The 18259-nt window shown below is 68.3% G+C and carries 13 protein-coding genes; 9 read left to right on the plus strand and 4 right to left on the minus strand.

Annotated elements, in window-relative coordinates:
- Nucleotides 1-8: 8 nt before the first annotated feature.
- From ACGGAQ_RS15430 to ACGGAQ_RS15455, 6 genes are all read left to right on the plus strand, one after another.
- Entirely contained in the window at nt 9-2183 is a 2175-nt protein-coding gene (locus tag ACGGAQ_RS15430) for an alpha/beta hydrolase-fold protein (RefSeq protein WP_393049203.1), read from the plus strand.
- A gap of 104 nt (nt 2184-2287) precedes the next feature.
- The gene (locus ACGGAQ_RS15435; RefSeq protein ID WP_393049206.1) at nt 2288-3628 is read left to right on the plus strand and encodes an ABC transporter substrate-binding protein; all 1341 of its coding nucleotides are present in this window, start codon (nt 2288-2290) and stop codon (nt 3626-3628) included.
- Between the two features lie 76 nt (nt 3629-3704).
- Nucleotides 3705-4646, plus strand: a complete 942-nt coding sequence (locus ACGGAQ_RS15440; protein ID WP_393049209.1) for a carbohydrate ABC transporter permease — start codon at nt 3705-3707, stop codon at nt 4644-4646.
- Complete coding sequence (locus tag ACGGAQ_RS15445; RefSeq protein ID WP_393049212.1) at nt 4647-5531, plus strand: carbohydrate ABC transporter permease; 885 nt, start codon at nt 4647-4649, stop codon at nt 5529-5531.
- 42 nt (nt 5532-5573) lie between these two features.
- Entirely contained in the window at nt 5574-7301 is a 1728-nt protein-coding gene (locus ACGGAQ_RS15450) for an IlvD/Edd family dehydratase (protein WP_393049215.1), read from the plus strand.
- Nucleotides 7302-7377: 76 nt separating this feature from the next.
- Complete coding sequence (locus ACGGAQ_RS15455) at nt 7378-8391, plus strand: LacI family DNA-binding transcriptional regulator (RefSeq protein WP_393049217.1); 1014 nt, start codon at nt 7378-7380, stop codon at nt 8389-8391.
- A gap of 74 nt (nt 8392-8465) precedes the next feature.
- Here ACGGAQ_RS15455 and ACGGAQ_RS15460 read toward each other — a convergent pair whose 3' ends face one another.
- On the minus strand, nt 8466-9875 hold the full coding sequence (locus tag ACGGAQ_RS15460) for a ricin-type beta-trefoil lectin domain protein (protein WP_393049219.1): 1410 nt from the start codon (nt 9873-9875) through the stop codon (nt 8466-8468).
- Nucleotides 9876-10679: 804 nt separating this feature from the next.
- On the minus strand, nt 10680-11990 hold the full coding sequence (locus ACGGAQ_RS15465; protein ID WP_393049221.1) for a ricin-type beta-trefoil lectin domain protein: 1311 nt from the start codon (nt 11988-11990) through the stop codon (nt 10680-10682).
- Nucleotides 11991-12534: 544 nt separating this feature from the next.
- On the opposite strand from ACGGAQ_RS15465, the gene ACGGAQ_RS15470 reads away from it, so the two are divergent.
- Together ACGGAQ_RS15470 and ACGGAQ_RS15475 are read left to right on the plus strand one after the other, a co-directional pair.
- Nucleotides 12535-13974 (plus strand): glycoside hydrolase family 43 protein, encoded by a 1440-nt coding sequence (locus tag ACGGAQ_RS15470; RefSeq protein ID WP_393049224.1) that lies wholly within the window; start codon nt 12535-12537, stop codon nt 13972-13974.
- Nucleotides 13975-14009: 35 nt separating this feature from the next.
- Nucleotides 14010-15527: an RICIN domain-containing protein gene (locus tag ACGGAQ_RS15475; protein ID WP_393049227.1), complete on the plus strand. Its 1518-nt coding sequence runs from the start codon at nt 14010-14012 to the stop codon at nt 15525-15527.
- Nucleotides 15528-15656: 129 nt separating this feature from the next.
- On the opposite strand, the gene ACGGAQ_RS15480 is transcribed toward ACGGAQ_RS15475, so the two are convergent.
- A complete protein-coding gene (locus tag ACGGAQ_RS15480) occupies nt 15657-16211 on the minus strand; it encodes a DM13 domain-containing protein (protein WP_393049230.1) in 555 nt (184 codons plus the stop codon).
- Between the two features lie 57 nt (nt 16212-16268).
- Nucleotides 16269-17618, minus strand: a complete 1350-nt coding sequence (gene nhaA / locus ACGGAQ_RS15485) for a Na+/H+ antiporter NhaA (RefSeq protein WP_393049233.1) — start codon at nt 17616-17618, stop codon at nt 16269-16271.
- A 178-nt stretch (nt 17619-17796) separates the two neighbouring features.
- Between nhaA and ACGGAQ_RS15490 the strand changes: the two genes are divergently transcribed.
- Nucleotides 17797-18180, plus strand: a complete 384-nt coding sequence (locus ACGGAQ_RS15490; protein ID WP_393049236.1) for a hypothetical protein — start codon at nt 17797-17799, stop codon at nt 18178-18180.
- Nucleotides 18181-18259 lie beyond the last annotated feature (79 nt).

The raw sequence follows: 18259 nt of genomic DNA on the forward strand, positions 1-18259 counted from the left end.
AGTGGAGCGTGGCTACCGAACAGTATCATCGGCGCTTACGCCGTCTGGGCGTACGCCGGCTCTCGGCGGCGTTCACCGCCGGAGTCATCGCCATGGCGGCCGTCCTGGTCGCGCCGCAACCCGCGACGGCGGACTCGCCGTGGCTGGACGTCTCCCCGGACCGCTACGCCTCGTTCGCCGTTCCGGCCGCGTACGTCCAGGAGCACCTGGGCGCGGTCTCGCAGGTCGTCGTCGAGGGAAACTTCGGTCCGTCCGCCACCTGGGCGGAATTCGGTCTGACCCGTCGTGGTGACGTGTGGTCCGGTGTGCTCGGCGCCCTGAAGCCCGGGCTGTACCAGTACCAGGTCACCGCCGATGACACCAAGACCATCAAGGACCCGACGAACAGCACGAGCGTGGCGTCCAACCCGCTCCTGAGCACCTTTTTGGTCGCGGGCGACTCGGCACGCTGGCTGGCCGATGCCCCTTCCGGCACCGGCGGCACGGTCGGGACGTTGACCTACCGGGTTCGCGGCGAGCAGCGCTCGGCCCTGGTCTGGACACCACCCGGGTACGCGGCCAAGAAGCCGAAGGGCTACCCCACGCTGTTCCTGGAGTCGGGTGACGCTGTAGCCGCCTCCGACTGGCTCGACCTCGGCCGCACGAAGCAGATCCTCGACAACCTCTCATCGGCCGGCGTCATGCAGCCGATGGTGGTGGTGATCGCCGACAGCGCGGGCGATCGGGAGTGGAAGGATCTCCGCAAGGCGGTCGCCGACAACTACCGGGTCCTTCGCGATCCGGCGCACCAGGCGATCGCCGGCGTGTCCGACGGTGGCGCGCAGGCGCTGGCCGCCGCGCTCGCCAAGCCGGGTCGGTTCGGTTACGTCGGTTCGTTCTCGGGTACGTCGGCTCCGGCGATCGACCGCAAGGACGCCACGGCGATCAACCGCGACGTCAGGTTGCTGCGCCTCTACACCGGAAACGTCACCGATCCCGCGTACAACACCACCTACCGGCTGCTGAAGGCGTTGGATCGCGCCGATGTCAGGTTCGAGTTCGACGGGGTCAACCCGGACGGCGGCGCGAACTGGACGACCTGGCAGGAGAACCTGGTCGACTTCCTGCCGCGGCTGTTCCGGCCCGTGGCGGATCACGGGCCGAGCCTCGGTCACCAGCCGTTGACGCGGGAGTTCACCCCGCCGCCGGCCGGCACCACCCCGACGCCCTTCGTCAGCGAGGGCGGGTTCGTCACCTTCGAGACGACCACGGACTTCACGGCCGCTCAGCACGTCACGGTGTGGGCCAACATCGCGCCGGGCGGCAGTTGGCTGCGTGTGCCGATGACGCGTGACGGCGACCGGTGGCGGGCGACAGTGGGGCCGCTGAAGCCCTGGTTCTACTACTACCGGCTGATCGTCGACCGGGTCCCGTTCAAGGACGTCTCGAACCCCACGACTGTGACCTCCGAGCCGATGTGGAGCACCTTCCTCATCCCGGGGCCGGGGGCCCGACTGCTGTCGGACGTGCCCGCCGGCCAGGGCGGGAAGGTCGAAAGCATAACCTACACCAGCACGGTGGCCGGTCAGGACCGCACCGCGCTGGTGTGGACCCCACCCGGGTACGACCCGGGCCGGGCGCAGCCGTATCCCGTCCTCTATCTCCAGCACGGCAGCGGGCAGAACTACACGGACTGGGTCGAGATGGGACGCGCCAAGCAGATCCTCGACCACCAGTTCCTCGACGGCGACCTCACGCCCATGGTGGTCGTGATGGGCAACGGCAACTCGTCGAACTTCAACAAGGAGCTGTTGGAGAACATCGTGCCGACGGCCCGTGCCCGCTACCACATCTCCAGCGATCCGTCCCAGCAGGCCCTCGCCGGCCTGTCGATGGGGGGCGGGCAGGCGCTGGGCGTGCTGCGGACCTACCCGGGCCAGTTCGCCTACGTCGCGGCGTTCTCGGCCGGGTTCGGCAGCGGCACCGGCGTCGACGTCACGGCGATCAACAACGGGACGAAGATGCTGCGCCTGTACGTGGGCGACCAGACCGACTTCGTGTACCCGAGCTTCATGGCGTCGCTGACCACGTTGAACGCCCTCGGTATCCGCTACGAGTTCGACGGCGTCACCCCCGGACCGCACGGCTGGGACGTGTGGCAGAAGAACCTCATCGACCTGGCGCCGCGTCTTTTCAAGCGCTAGGAGCCTTCCAGGCGAACGCCACCGGGAGCAGGGTCTCCTGCCCCGGTGGCGCCCGCCAGCGCATGGATGCCCGTGCACCGCCACCCCCGAAGGGAACCATCTCAATGAAGAGAAGACGCATACTCGCCACGGTTGCCATGCTCGCGGCCGGGAGCGGCCTGGTCGCCTGCTCCTCGGACGAGGGCGGCAGCGACGCGAGCAACTGCACGAACACCATCACCAAGCAGAACGTGCCGGTCGTGACGATGTGGGGGTGGTACCCCAACACCCAACTCGTCGTCGACAACTTCAACAAGCTGCACGACGACGTGCAGGTCTGCTGGACCAACGTCGGCCAGGGCGGCGACGAGTACGACAAGTTCCAGACGGCCATCTCGGCGGGCACCGGCGCACCCGACGTGATCATGGTCGAGGCGGACCGGATCCCGACCTTCCAGATCCAGGGCGCGCTCGTCGACATCAAGCAGTACGGCTACGACGCGGTCAAGGCCAACTACGGCGAGGGCGCCTGGAAGGACGTGTCGGTCGGCGGCGCGGTCTACGGCGTCCCGGTCGACGGTGGCCCGATGGGCATGATCTACCGCAAGGACATCTTCGACAAGTACAAGATCACTCCGCCGAAGACCTGGGCCGAGTACGAGCAGGCCGCGCAGAAGGTGAAGGACGCCGGTGGCCCGCTGTTCGGGGATCTCGGCGCGAACGTCCCGGCGGTCCTGATGGCGCTGCAGATCCAGAAGGGCGCCTCGCCCTTCACCTTCGATCCGGCGCAGCCGAAGTCGATCGGCGTGAAGCTCAACGACCAGGCGTCCAAGGACGTGCTGGACTACTGGGGTGGCCTCGCCCGCAAGGGCCTGGTCGGTACGCAGGACCAGTTCACCCCGGAGTACATCTCCGGCGTGATCAACGGCAAGTACGCGACGTACATCTCGGCGGCGTGGGCGCCCGGCTACCTCACCGGCGCGGGTGTCGGTAAGGGCCAGGACACCGGCAAGTTCGCGGTGGCGCCGCTGCCGCAGTGGGATCTGGCCAACCCGGTGCAGGTGAACTGGGGCGGGTCGGCCTTCTCGGTGACCAAGCAGGCGAAGAAGCCGGAGCTGGCGGCGAAGGTCGCCTACGGGCTCTACGCCGACAAGGAGTCACTCACCGATGGCTGGACCAACCAGATCATCTTCCCGCTGAACCTCACGGCGCTCAAGGATCCCGCGTTCGTCGACCTGAAGGTGGCGTTCTTCGATGGCCAGCAGGCGAACAAGGAGGTCTACCTCCCCGCCGCCGAGGCCTACAAGGGTGTCGCCTACGCGCCCTTCGGTCAGTACTACCTCGACGCCATGACGAAGCAGGTCAGCGAGGTCATCAAGGGCTCCGTCACCGGTTCGCAGGCTGCCGACAAGCTCCAGGAGGACGTGGCGAAGTACGCCAAGGAACAAGGTTTCACCGTTCAGTGACCGGACGGGTGGGCCGTGCCGGCACTGAGCGGGCGGCCCACCCTCCACCCTCAGCGTCCACGTCCCGGAGACCACGATGACATCCCTTACCGAGAAGCACGCACCGCCTACTCAGCCTGAGACGCGCAAGATCCGTGGCAAGGTGCACCTCCGCGAGCACCTGATGGGGTGGCTCTTCGTCGGGCCATTCGGGGTCGTCTTCCTGGCGTTCCTCATCGCGCCGCTGGCGTACGCGCTGTACCTCAGCCTCTTTCAGAAGAAGCTGATCGGCGGCACCAGCTTTGTCCTCTTCGACAACTACGTGAAGGCGTTCACCGACCCGAGCTTCCTGTCCGGGGCGTGGTTCGTCATCCGCTTCTCGCTCGTCTCCATCCCGCTGCAGATCGTCCTCGCGCTCGTGATGGCCCTCATCCTGGACGCGGTGACCACCCTGTTCGCGCGCTTCTCCCGCCTCATGATCTTTCTTCCGTACGCGATCCCCACCGTCATCGGGGCCGTGATGTGGGGGTTCCTCTACAGCAAGGGCTTCGGCCCGCTCACCGACATCTTCGGGCTGTTCGGCGCGACCGCACCCGACTTCCTGGGCAGCGACCTGATCTTCTATGGCCTGCTCAACGTCGTCACCTGGCAGTGGGCCGGCTACTACATGATCATCCTGTACGCGGCGTTGCAGGGAGTCGACCCGACGCTCTACGAGGCCGCGCGGATGGACGGCGCCGGACGATTGCAGATCGCGACGCGCATCAAGATCCCGCTCATCGCGCCCGCGCTGATCCTGATCCTGGTCTTCTCGCTCATCGGCACCCTGCAGTTCTTCAACGAACCGCAGATCCTGCGCTACCTCGCCGCCGGCACTATCGGCTCCGACTTCACGCCCAACATGTACGCGTACCAGCAGGCGTTCTCGCTCGCCAACTTCAACTACGGGTCCGCGATCTCGTTCGCCCTCGGCGGCATCGTGTTCATCTGCGTGTACGCCTTCCTGTTCTTCACCCGCAAGCGGAGGAGCTTCCTGTAGATGACCGATCGCATCAGCGCCCGCGCAGGCTCTCGCCGCCCGCAGCGCTATCTCCCCCTGCAGATCCTCCTCGGCTTCCTGGTGATCTATTTCCTCGTACCGTTCTGGTGGGTCATCGTCAACAGCTCCAAGGACGCGCCGGGCCTGTTCGGTGGCGGCAACACCCTGTGGTTCACCGACCAGGTCGACTACCTCGGCAACCTCAAGCAGCTCTTCACCTACGACGGTGGCATCTACCTGCGGTGGATCCTCAACTCCACGCTGTACGCCATCGCCGGCGGAATCGGCGCCACGGTCCTCTCGGTGATGGCCGGCTACGGCTTCGCCAAGTACCGGTTCGCCGCGCGGCGCTTCAGCTTCGCGGTCGTGCTCGGCGCGCTGATGGTGCCCGCCACCGCTCTGGTCATCCCGACCTTCATCATGTTCTCCCGGCTCGGCATGACGAACACGGTCTGGGCGGTGATCCTCCCGTCGCTGCTCAACCCGTTCGGCGTCTACCTGATGCACGTGTACGCACGCGACGCGGTGCCGGACGAACTCCTGGACGCGGCGCGGGTCGACGGCGCGGGGGAGGTGCGGACGTTCATCCAGATCGCTCTTCCGCTGATGCGCCCCGCGGTGGTCACCGTGCTGCTCCTGTCGGCAGTGGCGTCCTGGAACAACTACTTCCTGCCCTTGGCCATGCTCTCGGACAACCGGCTCTTCCCGGTGACCGTCGGCCTCGGTCTCTGGCAGGGGATCGCCTCCGCGAACAACTCGGGAGGCACCTCGCTGTGGAGCCTCATCATCCTGGGCTCGCTCGTGTCCGTGATCCCACTTGTCATCGCGTTCTTCAGCCTGCAACGACACTGGCGCGGCGGACTGTCCGTCGGAGGCCTTCGCTAGGTCGCGCCGCGCGATCTTCAGGCATGACAGAAAGGTGTGCTGATGTCGACGACGAATCGACCGCTGCGCAGCGGGCAGTGGTTCGGCGCGGAAGGCCGTAACGGGTTCATCCATCGGTCCTGGATGCGCAACCAGGGTTTCGCGGACGACGTCTTCGACGGTCGCCCGGTGATCGGCATCGCCACCACCTGGTCGGAGCTGACGCCCTGCAACGCCCACCTGCGCGACCTGGCCGAATCGGTGAAGCGGGGCGTGTGGGAGAGCGGCGGTCTGCCGCTGGAGTTCCCGGCGATGAGCCTGGGCGAGCCGCTCATGCGACCCACCACCATGCTCTACCGCAATCTGCTGGCGATGGAGTTGGAAGAGTCGGTCCGCGCCAACCCGCTCGACGGGGTGGTCCTGCTCTCCGGCTGCGACAAGACCACTCCCGGCCTGCTGATGGGGGCGGCGAGCGTCGACCTGCCGACGCTGATGATGACCGGCGGCCCGATGCTCAACGGCAAGTTCCGCGGCCAGGACATCGGCTCGGGCACCGTCGTCTGGCGCTTCACCGAGGAGATGCGGGCCGGCCGGATGACCGCGGCCGACTGCGCCGAGGCGGAGGTCGGCATGTCCCGCAGCCGGGGCCACTGCATGACCATGGGCACCGCCTCCACCATGGCCTGCGTGACCGAGGCGCTGGGCGTGCAACTGCCCGGGGCCGCCGCCGTGCCGGCGGTCGACTCCCGGCGGTACGCGCTCGCGCAGGCCGCCGGCCGCCGGATCGTCGCCATGGTCGGCGAGGACCAGCGGCTGTCCTCGGTGCTCACCCGGGAGGCGTTCGAGAACGCGATCCGGGTCAACGCCGCGATCGGTGGCTCCACCAACGCCGTCGTGCACCTGCTCGCGATCGCCGGACGCCTCGGCGTGCCCCTGTCGTTGGAGGACTTCGACACCCTCACCGCCGACGTGCCCCTGCTCGTCAACCTCATGCCGTCCGGGGCGTACCTGATGGAGGACTTCGCCTACGCGGGCGGCCTTCCGGTGGTGATGAAGGAACTCGCCCCGCTGCTGCACACGGACCACATCACCGTCAGTGGCAGGACCGTGGCGGAGAACGTCGACGGCGCCCAGTGCTGGAACCGGGACGTCATCGCCACCCTGGAGGAGCCGTTCCAGCCCGCCGGCTCGGGCACCGTCGTGCTGCGCGGATCGCTCGCGCCGTCCGGGGCGGTGCTGAAGGTCTCCGCCGCCTCCCCCCACCTCCTCACGCACACCGGCCCGGCGCTCGTCTTCGACCGGATCGAGGAGTACGTCGTCGCCGCCGACGACCCGGACCTCGATGTCACAGCCGACACGGTGATCGTCGTCCGCAATGCCGGACCACGCGGCTACCCCGGCTTCCCCGAGGTGGGCAACGTGCCCATGCCCCGCCGGTTGCTCGCCGACGGCATCACGGACATGGTGCGGATCTCCGACGCCCGCATGAGCGGCACCGGCTACGGCACCTGCGTCCTGCACGTGGCGCCGGAGGCGGCCGTGGGCGGACCTCTCGCGCTGGTGCGCACCGGCGACCTGATCCGAGTCGACGTCACCACGCGCCGCCTGGACCTCCTGGTCGACGACGCGGAACTCGCCGAGCGCCGTTCCGCGTGGAAACCACCACAACCGGTGGCCGACCGAGGTTGGACGCGGCTGTACAGCGAGCATGTTCTCCAGGCCGACAGCGGCGCGGACCTCGACTTCCTCGTCGGTGGCAGTGGCAGCGCAGTGCCCCGTCACTCACACTGACGGCCCCGGAACGTACGAGAAAACGACTCATCGAAGAACGGACGGCCCGCCAGTGCGAGTAGACGCGGAGAAAGCGGTGACCGCCGCCCATCGGCCACCGGTGATGGCGGACGTCGCCCGCCTGGCGGGCGTGTCGCACCAGACGGTGTCCCGGGTCATCAACGGGGCACCCGCCATCAGGCGCGAGACGCGGGAGCGGGTTCTCGAGGCCATCCGCCGGCTGGACTACCGCCCCAACACCGCCGCCCGAGCGCTGGTCCGCGGACGCTCCGGGATGATCGGCATCATCGGCACGGCCAGGACGCTGTTCGGTCCGACGAGCATCCACCGCAGCGTCGAGGATGCCGCCCGCGCCGCCGGCTACTTCGCCACCTCGGTGAGCCTTTCCGAGGTGACGGTACGGGCGCTCAGCGACGCCACCGAACACCTCATGCGCGTCGGCGTGGAAGGCGTCGTGATGATCGCCGGCAACGACGAGGCTCTCGAAGTGGTGCGGATGACCCGATCCGGCGTGCCCTTCGTGGTGGTGGAGGGCGATCTGTCCCGGGCCAGCGTCACCGTCGGCGTCGACCAGGTGCTCGGCGCCCGGATGGCGACCGACCACCTGCTCGGCCTCGGGCACACCGAGATCGTGCATGTGTCCGGTCCGCTCAACTGGGCGGAGGCCCGTGCCCGCCGCGACGGCTGGCGGGCGGCGATGAGTGCGGCGGGCCTACGCCCGCCCGAGCCGGTCCAGGGTGACTGGATGGCCCACAGCGGCTACGTCGCCGGGCTGCGGATCTGCGAGATGCCCGGGACCACCGCGGTCTTCGCCGCCAACGACCAGATGGCCATCGGTGTGCTGCGCGCACTGCACGAGCGTGGGCGGCGAGTGCCACAGGAGATCTCCGTCGTCGGATTCGACGACGTCCCCGAGGCGGCGTACCTGATTCCGCCGTTGACCACGATCCAGCAGGATTTCGGCGCGGTCGGTCAACGGGCCATCACGGCCGTCACCCAGGCCATCGACGACACGGCGCCGCAGCCCCTGCCGTTGGTCGTCCCCCAGCTCGTGGTGCGTGCGAGCACGGCGCCGCTGACCGGTACGTGAGCCATGGTGCCGCCGCACGCCCGGGCGGGCCCGGCGTGACGCCGAGCCCGCCCGGTTCGGTCCGAGCTTGATCACTAGGTCAGGGCGACGAGCCGGAACTGCTGGTTGGTCTGTCCGTGGCAGTCGTAGAGCTGGACCTGGGCGCCGTTGGCGGTGCTCCAGACGTCGAGGCATCGTCCGGACTGGACGCTGCTGATGGTGCCGTTGGAGTTGACGTTCCACTGCTGGTTGGTTTGGCCATGGCAGGTGTAGATCTGTACCGCCGCGCCGTTGCCGGTGCCTGCCGCGTCGAGGCACATGGTGCCGTACACCTGTAGTTGTTTGCCTGAGGTGTAGGTCCATGCCTGGTTGATCTGCCTGTTGCAGTCGTAGAGGGTCACCCGCGTGCCGTTGGTGCGCGAGGCGTTGGGTACGTCGATGCACCGGCCCGACTGCGCGCCGATGATCTGGCTGGCGGAGCCGGGTGGCAGGGTAGGCGTGACGGTGGGCGTCGGCGTCGGGCTGCCCGTCGGGGTGGTGGTCGGCGTCGGACTGGTCGGCGTCGACGGCAGCAGCGGGCAGGTGCTGCGGTAGGTGACCACGCCGCTGTTGTCCAGCAGTGGGCAGAGGAACTGGCTGTACCGGGCGTCGTTGTCGATGAACATCTTGACGAACGGCAGCATGGTCCGGACCAACACGGGGTTCGACCGTCCGACCATGAACCCGTGGTCCGCGCCGGCGACCTCCAGGTAGGCGCTCTCGGTGGTGCTCGGGATGCTGTTGTAGAGACCGGTGGCGTAGGACGGGGTGACCACCGTGTCCGCCTGGCCAGCGAAGATCATGGTGGGTACCCGGTCGTTGGCCAGGTTCGACGACGGCGAGTACGGCGCGATGCCGACCACCGCCTTCAGCGACGGACGCCGCATGGCGGCGCTCAGCGCGCCACCGCCGCCCATGGAGTGGCCGGCGACGGCCAACCGGTTCGGGTCGACGCGGTCGCGGACCGGGCTCTGCTGCGTCAGGTAGTCCAACGCGGCGAGGAGTTGGGTGCCGCGCGCCGTGTCGAAGTCGTTGCGGCTGTTGGTCTCGATGCCGATCACGACGAAGCCGTGCGAGGCGAGCCACGGTCCCATCCAGGCCAGTTCGGCGGAGAACAACGCGGTGTAACCCGGCGAGATCGCGATGGCCCCGAAGGTGCCCTGGCTCGTGTCGGTCGGGTAGTAGATCCGGCCGCCGTTGAAGCCGTATCCGGTCGGGACGCTTACCGAGGTGTTGGCGAAGGGGCCGTTCACGGCGGTGACGCTGGTCCGGTTGGGGTCCGGGCCGCGCTGGTACGGGTTGTCGGCGGCCGAAGCCGACCCGGTCGCCAGGGTGATGGTCAGCAGTCCGACCGCGGCGGCCATCCCGGCGGCTGCCACCGTGAGCAGCCGTCCCCGGATGCGGGGCGGCCTGCGGTCGACAGGGGTGTCCGCCGGAAGCGGCGGCTGGTCTGCGAGTCCTCGCACTGTCGGTACCTCCTGGTGGTGGAAAGGCGAGGGGCGGGCGGGCTCGTCCTGCGGTGAGCCCACCCGACCCGGCGGTGTCCGAATCGTCAGCGTTGCAGCGTCAGCAGACCCGGCCGGACTGGGCCGCGGCGCCGCCGAGGGTCGTCTCGGCTGCCGGGGCGAGATGGGGCAGTAGCGACACGACGGGAGCCGCAACTATCGCGGCTGTTCCGGAAACAGTGAGTGTTCGGAGTCGGGTACGCCCGGTGGGACGGTGCCGGGAAATCACGCTGATCCTCCGGTGGTGGGATGAGTGGGACCTGGCCGCTTGGCCATGGTTGGGCCTGACGGTCGCGTGCAGCGCCTCCGGGACTGAGTGGATCATGTTAACGTTCACATTTATCGATGCGTCCCAGGCTGGCAGAAAGTTCCAGGTTTTTCAACCGGTAGTTTCGGGCCTGTTACGGCTACTGGCGACGCGCGAGGGGCGTTCGCCGGGTTGAACACCACCAGTGGCGAGGTCCTGCAGCGACGTGCCGCTCGGGACAGGGCCCGAGCGGCACGTCTGGCTGGCTGAACGGTGCGTGCTGCGGCAACTAGACGAATACTTCCTGCCCTTTGCTGGCGCGGCCGCCGGTCGGCGGTGACCCTCGGTTACCTCCGTGGGGGCGGATGCGGTGGTAAGCGGTATTCCTCAGAGTCATATTCATACCTCTGAGGAATACCGCTCCACAGCACATCGACACAGCGGGCAGCCACAGCGGACGACCAGCGCCCTTCGCCGCAGCCCCAGCCCCAGCCCGTCTTGTTTGAGGACTTATTCGTCTAGGTGCGCGTGCTCCACTGCTGGTTGGCGCCGCCGTGGCAGGCCCAGAGGTGCAGTTGCGTCCCATTGGCGGTGCCGGAGCTGACGGCGTCGAGGCAGAGCCCCGACTGGACTCCGGTGATGGTGCCGTTGGAGTTCAGGTTCCACTGCTGGTTGGGTTGGCCGTTGCAGTCCCAGATGATGACCGCGGTGCCGTTGCTGCTTCCCGCCCCGCTGGCGTCCAGGCACTTGTTGCCGTAGACGGTCAGGGTGCGGCTGGCGGTGTGGGTCCAGCGCTGGTTGGTGCGACCGTGACAGTCCCACAGCTGCACGCGGGTCCCGTTGGCGGTGCTGGAGTTGGGGATGTCGATGCAACGGCCGGACTGGCTACCCGCGATCAGCACGTTCTGCTGGCCGGGCGGCGGGCTCGATGGCGGGGCAGTGGTGGGCGGGGCAGTGGTGGGCGGCACGGTAGAACCGAACTGGGTGAAGAACCTCCACACCTCCTGCTTGACCCAGCTCCGCGCGCCGCTCTCACAGCCGGCACACCCGTCCACCGGACCTTGCTGGTGGCCGCCGTCGAACGCGGCCCAGACCACCGGATATCCGGGCTGACACGAGTAGGCGGTGGTGATGTGGGTCAGACTGCCCGCCCTAGGTTCCGGCGGGTTCTGCGCGGCGCAACCGTTGTTCCGGACGAACCTGTCGCGCAACGCCCGTCCGTTCGCGATGTTGTCGTTGATGCCGTGGATCCCCAGGTACGCCACCGGCTGGGTGCCACCGCTGCAGCCGCTGATCGCCCCCGGGGCCGCGATCGCCGCTACCGCACGGAACACGGTCGGCCGGGAACACGCCAACGAGTAGCTCATCGCGCCGCCGTAGCTGAATCCCACCGAGAAGAGTTGCGTCGTGTCGACACAGAGAGCGTTCTCGATGACGCGGACCATGTCGTCGGTGAAGGTCACGTCCTCACCGTTGGAATTGCCCCAGCCGTTGTTGATGCCCTGCGGCGCGACGAAGATCGTGGTGTTGTTCGACTGGGAGAGCATGCCGTAGTACGCCCACGGGGCCCCGTCGCTGCCGCCCGACGCGACCTGCTCGGCGGTGCCGCCCAACCAGTGGAACCCGAAGGCCAGCCGGTGGGCGTAGGTGTTGTTGTAGCTGTCGGGCAGCCGAAGGATGAAGCTGCGGGTCTTTCCGCTGCTCTGGATGGTGTGGGTGCCGCTGTTCAGTCCGGGCGCCTTGCCGCAGCCGGCGGTGGTGGCGGCGGTCGCCGGTCCGCCAGCCATGATGACGTACGCCCCGACGGCGACGAGAACCATGACCGCCATGGCGGCCCCTATCCAGGGGCTGGAGAGTTTGCGAAGTGGCACAGTTGCGCCTCCTTGTGGTGGACGAAGATCCATTGGTGGTGTGGGCGTGAGGCGTCACCGGCTGGCGAGGGAGCCGCGCGGCGGTCCTTCGTGGACCGTCCACGGCGGTGCCGACGCCGCGGTGGCCGGTTCTGGTCGCCCAGCCGACGGCCGGCGGTGAGCCGCAATAAATAGATTAGCATCGTGGTGTGACGTATGACGTCCGCGATTCCTGCGGCGCGGGTCCGTGGAGTGGATTCACCCTCTGGGCGCGCTGTTCCGCCGAGTTGAACGAGCATCATCGATGCCTTGACACTCCAGATGTGATCGCTAACACTTGTCCGCAACACGTACTTAATGATCTGGACACATGGCGTCTGCCTCGTCGGTGACGCCGGCACGGCGCGTCACCCGCCGCTCCCAACCGCGCGGCCCTGGGACGCGCCTCGTCGGAGCTGTTAACGCTCACATCTAAGTCGGCTCGGGGTGTTGTCGCCCGCCCCTCCGCGAAGGAGAAGGACCCATGTCGAGAGTCCTCGCCCGGCTCTACGCGGTGTCGCTCGCCGCGTGTCTGCTGTTCACCACCTGGTCGGTGGCGACGCCGAAGGCAGCTGTCGCGCTCGACCCGGCCGTCGGTTACCTGATGGCGCACTTCACCGGCGAGTCCTCGACCGGTCAACAGATCTACCTCGCACACAGCGCCGACGGTCTGCGTTGGACCGACCTCAACAACGGCGGGCTCGTGCTGCGATCCACCGTCGGCACCCGTGGCGTCCGCGACCCGGCTCTGGTTCGCTCGCCCGCCGGTGACCGGTACTGGATCATCGCCACGGACCTGTGCATCGGCTGCGGCCAGGACTGGTCGACCGCGGTCAACAACGGCAGCCGCAACCTCGTCGTGTGGGAGTCCACCGACCTGGTCACCTGGTCCACGCCGTGGCTGCTGAACGTCGCCGGCCCGATTCCGGACGGACGCAACGCCTGGGCTCCGGAGGCGATCTGGAACCCGGCCACCGGCGACTACGTCCTCTACTGGGCGACGAACGTCTCGCTCAACGGGGTGACCAAGCACCGCATCTACTACGCGCGCACGGCGGACTTTCGCAGCATCACCACGCCGCAGGTCTACCTCAGCCGTCCCGGCAACCAGGAGATCATCGACACCCAGATCGTCGAGGTGCCGGCCGGCGTCGGCGCCTACCGTTACGTCCGGGCCTCCCGCGACGGCCAGATCACCCTGGAAGGCAGCAACTCCATCCTCGGCACCTGGACCACCCTCGGGAACCTGTCCGGCATCGGGCTGACGGGCTCCCAGGTCGAAGGCCCGATGTGGATGAAGTTCAACGCCCGCAACGAGTGGGTTCTCTACCTCGACCAGTACGCCAGCGGGCGCGGCTACCTGCCCGTCCTGACCACCAATCCGTCGAGTCCGGCCAGCTTCCGGCTGCCGGCGTCCGGCTCGTACGACATGGGCGGCACCAGGAAACGGCACGGTTCGATCCTCAACCTGACCGCCGCCGAGCAGAACCGCGTGCTCGCCCGCTGGCCCACCACGGCGGTCAGCCGGATCCAGTCGTACAACCTCCAGGACCGGTTCGTACGGCACTACGACTATGACGCCCGCATCGACCCGAACGTCAGCCCCGCGCAGGACGGTCAGTGGCGGCTGGTGCCCGGTCTGGCCGGCTCCGGCACGGTCTCCATCCAGTCGGTCAACTACCCGGGCTACTACCTGCGCCACTACGGGTTCGACTTCCGGCTGGAGGCCAACGACGGCACCGCCACCTTCGCCACGGACGCCACCTTCCGGCAGGTCGCCGGCGTCGCCAACTCCTCGTGGACGTCCTTCCAGGCGTACAGCCACCCGGACCGCTACATCCGGCACTACAACTACCTGCTTCGGCTCGATCCGCTCTCCGATGCGCAGAGCCGTGCCGACGCCACCTTCCGCGTGACCACCTGAACGCCGACTGTCTCCCCACACCGATTGGACCCGTCATGAAACGGAAAAGGCTGTCGCACGGCCACGGATCGCCGAGCGCCCGGTCGCTGCGCCGACTCCTGATCGCTCTGGTGAGCGCGGTGACCGCGCTGGTTGGCATCGTCGTCGTCACGTCGTCGTCGGCCACTGCCGCCACCAGCCAGTTCCGGGGCATGAACTGGGCCGTGCTGGGTGACAACTTCAGCACCGGGCCGCTCGTCGTGCAGGGCCTCAGTTCGTCCGACAGCAACGCGACAGTGCGGGCCAAGGCCAACGCCCTCTACGACAGCATGGCCTCCACCATGGGGGTCAACACCGTCCGGCTGCCCATCAACACCCACACGGTGGGGACGGCGTGGTGGGAGGCGTACCGCGGTGCGATCGACGCCGCGACCGCCCGCGGATTCAAAGTCATCCTCGCCTACTGGGAGGACGGTGCGGCCTCCGGCGGCAGGATCACGAACCTCGCCGCGTGGAACGCGATGTGGTCCACGGTGACCAACACGTACGGCTCGAACACCAACGTCTACTTCGAGCCGATGAACGAGCCGCACGGCTACAGCTCGGCGGAGTGGCGCGACGTCGCGGCGAACTGGCTGAGCTACCACTACTCGGCGGTGCCCGGCCGGGTGCTCATCGGCGGCACCGGCTTCAGCCAGGATCTGCGGGACATCTGCAACGACAGCCGCTTCAACTCGACCCTGCTGTCCTTCCACTACTACGCGTTCTTCTACGGCGCGATGACCTACGACGCCTTCCGCAGCCACATCCAGACCCGCCTGGGCAACTGCGCCTCCCGCGCGGTCGCGACCGAGTTCGGCGCTCCCATGAACGACGGCCGCAACTACGCCGACGCGGGCAGCACCGACAACTTCGTGCGCTACATCCGCGCGATGGCCCAGGTCATGCGCGACAACCAGATGGGCGGCACCTACTGGCCCGCCCTCGGCGGCAAGCCGGGCACCATCGGATACGACTGGTACTCGATGTTCGCCCTCGGCGGCAGCGGCACCAACCTCAGCCTGACCGTTCGCAACACCTCCGGCGCCGACCGGATCCGGTACGGGTGGGGCGACACCATCGGCGGTGGTCCGACGACACCTCCGCCCACGACGGGAACGTTCTACCGGATCACCGTGCGGCACAGCGGCAAGGCCATGGACGTCCAGCAACCGAACACCGACAACGGCGCGCGGGTCGGCCAGTACACGTACGGCGGCAACGCGTGGCAGCAGTGGCAGTTCCAGGACGCCGGCAGTGGCTACTGGCGCATCATCAGCCGACACAGCGGAAAGTGCCTCGATGTGGTGAGCGCTTCGACCGCCGACGGCGCCGAACTCGTCCAGTACACCTGCGGCACCGGCACCAACCAGCAGTTCCAGATGGTCACGAACGCCAGCTACTTCCAACTCCGTGCCCGCCACAGCGGCAAGTGCGTGGACGTACCGGCCGCATCGACAGCGGACGGGGTGGTGCTCAAGCAGTATCCGTGCAACACCGGCGCCAACCAGCAGTGGTCGCGTACGACCGTCTGACCCTCGTCTCGCCGCGACGACCGATCCACTGTGGTCCGCACCCCCGGTACCGAGCTGTGACCGGCGCCGGGGGTGTGCGCCGTTGCGACGCCGCATATGCGGGCGTCGCTGCGGGGCAGCGCGGCGACGTCAGACGGCCTTGAGGTCGGCCGCGCCGAAGGAGACGGCGAATCGCTTGCACCAGATGGAGACGCTCCGGAAGTCGCGGGGGTCGACCGATGCCGGTATCTCGTACACCTGGTTGCCCTGATTGCCCTTGAGCCTGGCCAGTTCGACCCATTCGCCGTCATCGAACACCCGCCACCCGGCCTTGCCGAGGGTGACCGGTTGGTCGGTCAGCCACACTCGCAGGTCCGGCCCGCTCGACGTGTTCAGGTTCCGGATGACGAGCTGGTGGCGTCCGTCGGCGAGCCGGTGGATCTCGGCACTGCCGGTCGTCCGGTGCTCGTGGGTGACGAACTCGCCGGCCGTCAGGATCGCGTTCCCGGCCGGTGTCGCCGACGGCGCCGCGGACGCGGGAGTGGGCGCGGTCGATGTCGTCACCACAGGGGGAAGCGCCTCGTCGACGTACGTGTCGGTGAACAGCTTCCACGGTTGGAACCAGTAGAGGGCCAGAGCCGTCACGAGGACAGCGGCGGCGAGACCGGCCCAGGCCACTCGCGACCGGAAGATCCATTTTCCCACCCTCGCAGGGTACGAGCCCCGCAGCCGTCGAACGGGTCGCCAACCCTTTCGGAACTCTTACGACGCTCCGGGTCGCCCGCTCCAGCCGGTCTGGTAGACGTCGGGAACCTCGTCACCGTCACGGTCGACGTGCTCGGCCTCGTATATCTGCCGGTACACGCGATTGCGTGCCCGCAGGACGGTCGTGGCGAGCGCGGCGGCGATCACGGAGCCTGCCAGCACGGCGATCTTGACTCGGCCGTTGGCGTCGGTGCCGGCACCGAAGGCGAGTTCGCCGATCAGCAGCGAGACGGTGAACCCGATGCCGGACAGCACGGCCAGGCCGACCACGTCGATCCAGGCCAGCCCTTCGTCCAGTCGGGCCCGGGTGAACCGGGCGACGAGCCAGGTTGCCAGCAGGATGCCGATCGGCTTGCCGACGACCAGACCGAGTGTGACGCCCACGGCGATCGGGTCCATGAACGCCTGCCCCAGGCCGTCGAACCCGCCGACGGCCACCCCGGCGGACATCAGCGCGAACACCGGCACCGCGACGCCAGCGGAGATCGGCCGGAATCGGTGCTCGAAGTGCTCGGCCAGGCCGGGCCCGGGGCCGGCCCCTGCGGAGCGCCGCACCGGGACGGCGAAGGCGAGCAGTACCCCGGCGACGGTGGCGTGCACGCCGGAGGCGTGCACCAGCGCCCAGGTTGCGAACGCGAGCGGCAGGAGCAGCCACCATGAGCGCACCCGACGCTGCACCAGCAGCATGAACAAGCCCAGCGGCACCGCCGCGGCCAGCAGCGGCAGCAACGACAGGTGGGCGGTGTAGAAGACCGCGATGATGACGATCGCCAGCAGGTCGTCCACCACCGCCAGGGTCAGCAGGAAGGTGCGCAGCGCGCTCGGCAGATGCCGGCCGATCACGGCCAGCACGGCGAGGGCGAACGCGATGTCGGTGGCGGTCGGCACGGCCCAGCCCTTCACCGCGCCGCCCCAGTTCACCACCGCGTACAGCAGGGCCGGCACGAGTACGCCGCCGACCGCAGCGGCGACCGGGACCGCGGCCCGGCGAGGATCACGCAGATCGCCGGCGACGAACTCGCGCTTGAGTTCGAGACCGGCGACGAAGAAGAAGATCGCCAGCAGCCCGTCAGCCGCCCACGTCGCCAGCGACAGATCAAGGTGCAGCGCGTGGGGCCCGACGGTGAGCGCCGTCATTGCTTCGTAGCGGTGCGCCCACGGCGAGTTCGCCCAGATCAGCGCCACGACGGCACCGATCAGCAGCAACGCGCCGCCAATCGTCTCCTTGCGCAGCACGTCGGCGATGCGACGTGCCTCAGCCCAGGAACCACGGCCGAGAACACGAGGAGGCGACTGAGGGTTCGACGTCACAAGCAGGCCAACTTTCGAAAGACGGGTCGGAACCATCTGCCGACCAGACTTCCCGGCGCACCGGAACCCATCGTACCGGGGCCTTTCGCCGCGTATCCCTCGACAGCCGACAGCCGACGGTGCGCCGTCGGCCGCCAGATCTCGTTTCAACCGACCGGCTCCGTGGGTACGCTCCCACCGGCTGATCATCCGATCGACGGAGACCCTCGTGATCATGGCTCTGCTGCTCGACCTCGCCAACATCGTCGGTGGGTTCCTGCTCGCCGTCTCGCTGCTGCGGCTGTTGCCACGCGTCGGTGACGACCTGGGCCGCCTCGCCGATCGGGCGGCCCCGATCGCGTGGGTGGTCGGCCTCGTGGCGCTCGTGACCGGCGGCTACTACCTCATCGTCCACCTGGTGTCCGGCCCCCGGGTGTTCCACTTCGAGGTGGTGGGCATCGGTGTGGGGCTCGCCCTGCTGTGGGGGCGGCTGACCGGTCGGCCGGCGTCGCGCGAGGAGCGGTCGGACGGCGCGACCGGAGTCCGCCTGTTGCTCGCGATCTTCGGTCTCATCGCGATCGTCGTCGGCATTCAGGGGCTCTTCACGCCGGACGGCTGATCACGCCCGCGCGCTCGGCCCGCCCGTGCGGCGTTCGCGCATGAGCGGGGTGTCACCCCGGCGGTCAACGTCGGTCCCC

It is taken from the genome of Micromonospora sp. NPDC047557, assembly GCF_043205095.1.
Classification (GTDB): Bacteria; Actinomycetota; Actinomycetes; order Mycobacteriales; family Micromonosporaceae; genus Micromonospora.

Coding starts and splice junctions, on each gene's coding strand:
- ACGGAQ_RS15435 (WP_393049206.1), top strand. CDS start 2,288: ATGAAGAGAAGACGCATACTCGCCACGGTTGCCATGCTCGCGGCCGGG.
- ACGGAQ_RS15440 (WP_393049209.1), top strand. CDS start 3,705: ATGACATCCCTTACCGAGAAGCACGCACCGCCTACTCAGCCTGAGACG.
- ACGGAQ_RS15445 (WP_393049212.1), top strand. CDS start 4,647: ATGACCGATCGCATCAGCGCCCGCGCAGGCTCTCGCCGCCCGCAGCGC.
- ACGGAQ_RS15450 (WP_393049215.1), top strand. CDS start 5,574: ATGTCGACGACGAATCGACCGCTGCGCAGCGGGCAGTGGTTCGGCGCG.
- ACGGAQ_RS15465 (WP_393049221.1), bottom strand. CDS start 11,990: ATGGCGGTCATGGTTCTCGTCGCCGTCGGGGCGTACGTCATCATGGCT.
- ACGGAQ_RS15470 (WP_393049224.1), top strand. CDS start 12,535: ATGTCGAGAGTCCTCGCCCGGCTCTACGCGGTGTCGCTCGCCGCGTGT.
- ACGGAQ_RS15475 (WP_393049227.1), top strand. CDS start 14,010: ATGAAACGGAAAAGGCTGTCGCACGGCCACGGATCGCCGAGCGCCCGG.
- nhaA (WP_393049233.1), bottom strand. CDS start 17,618: ATGGTTCCGACCCGTCTTTCGAAAGTTGGCCTGCTTGTGACGTCGAAC.
- ACGGAQ_RS15490 (WP_393049236.1), top strand. CDS start 17,797: ATGGCTCTGCTGCTCGACCTCGCCAACATCGTCGGTGGGTTCCTGCTC.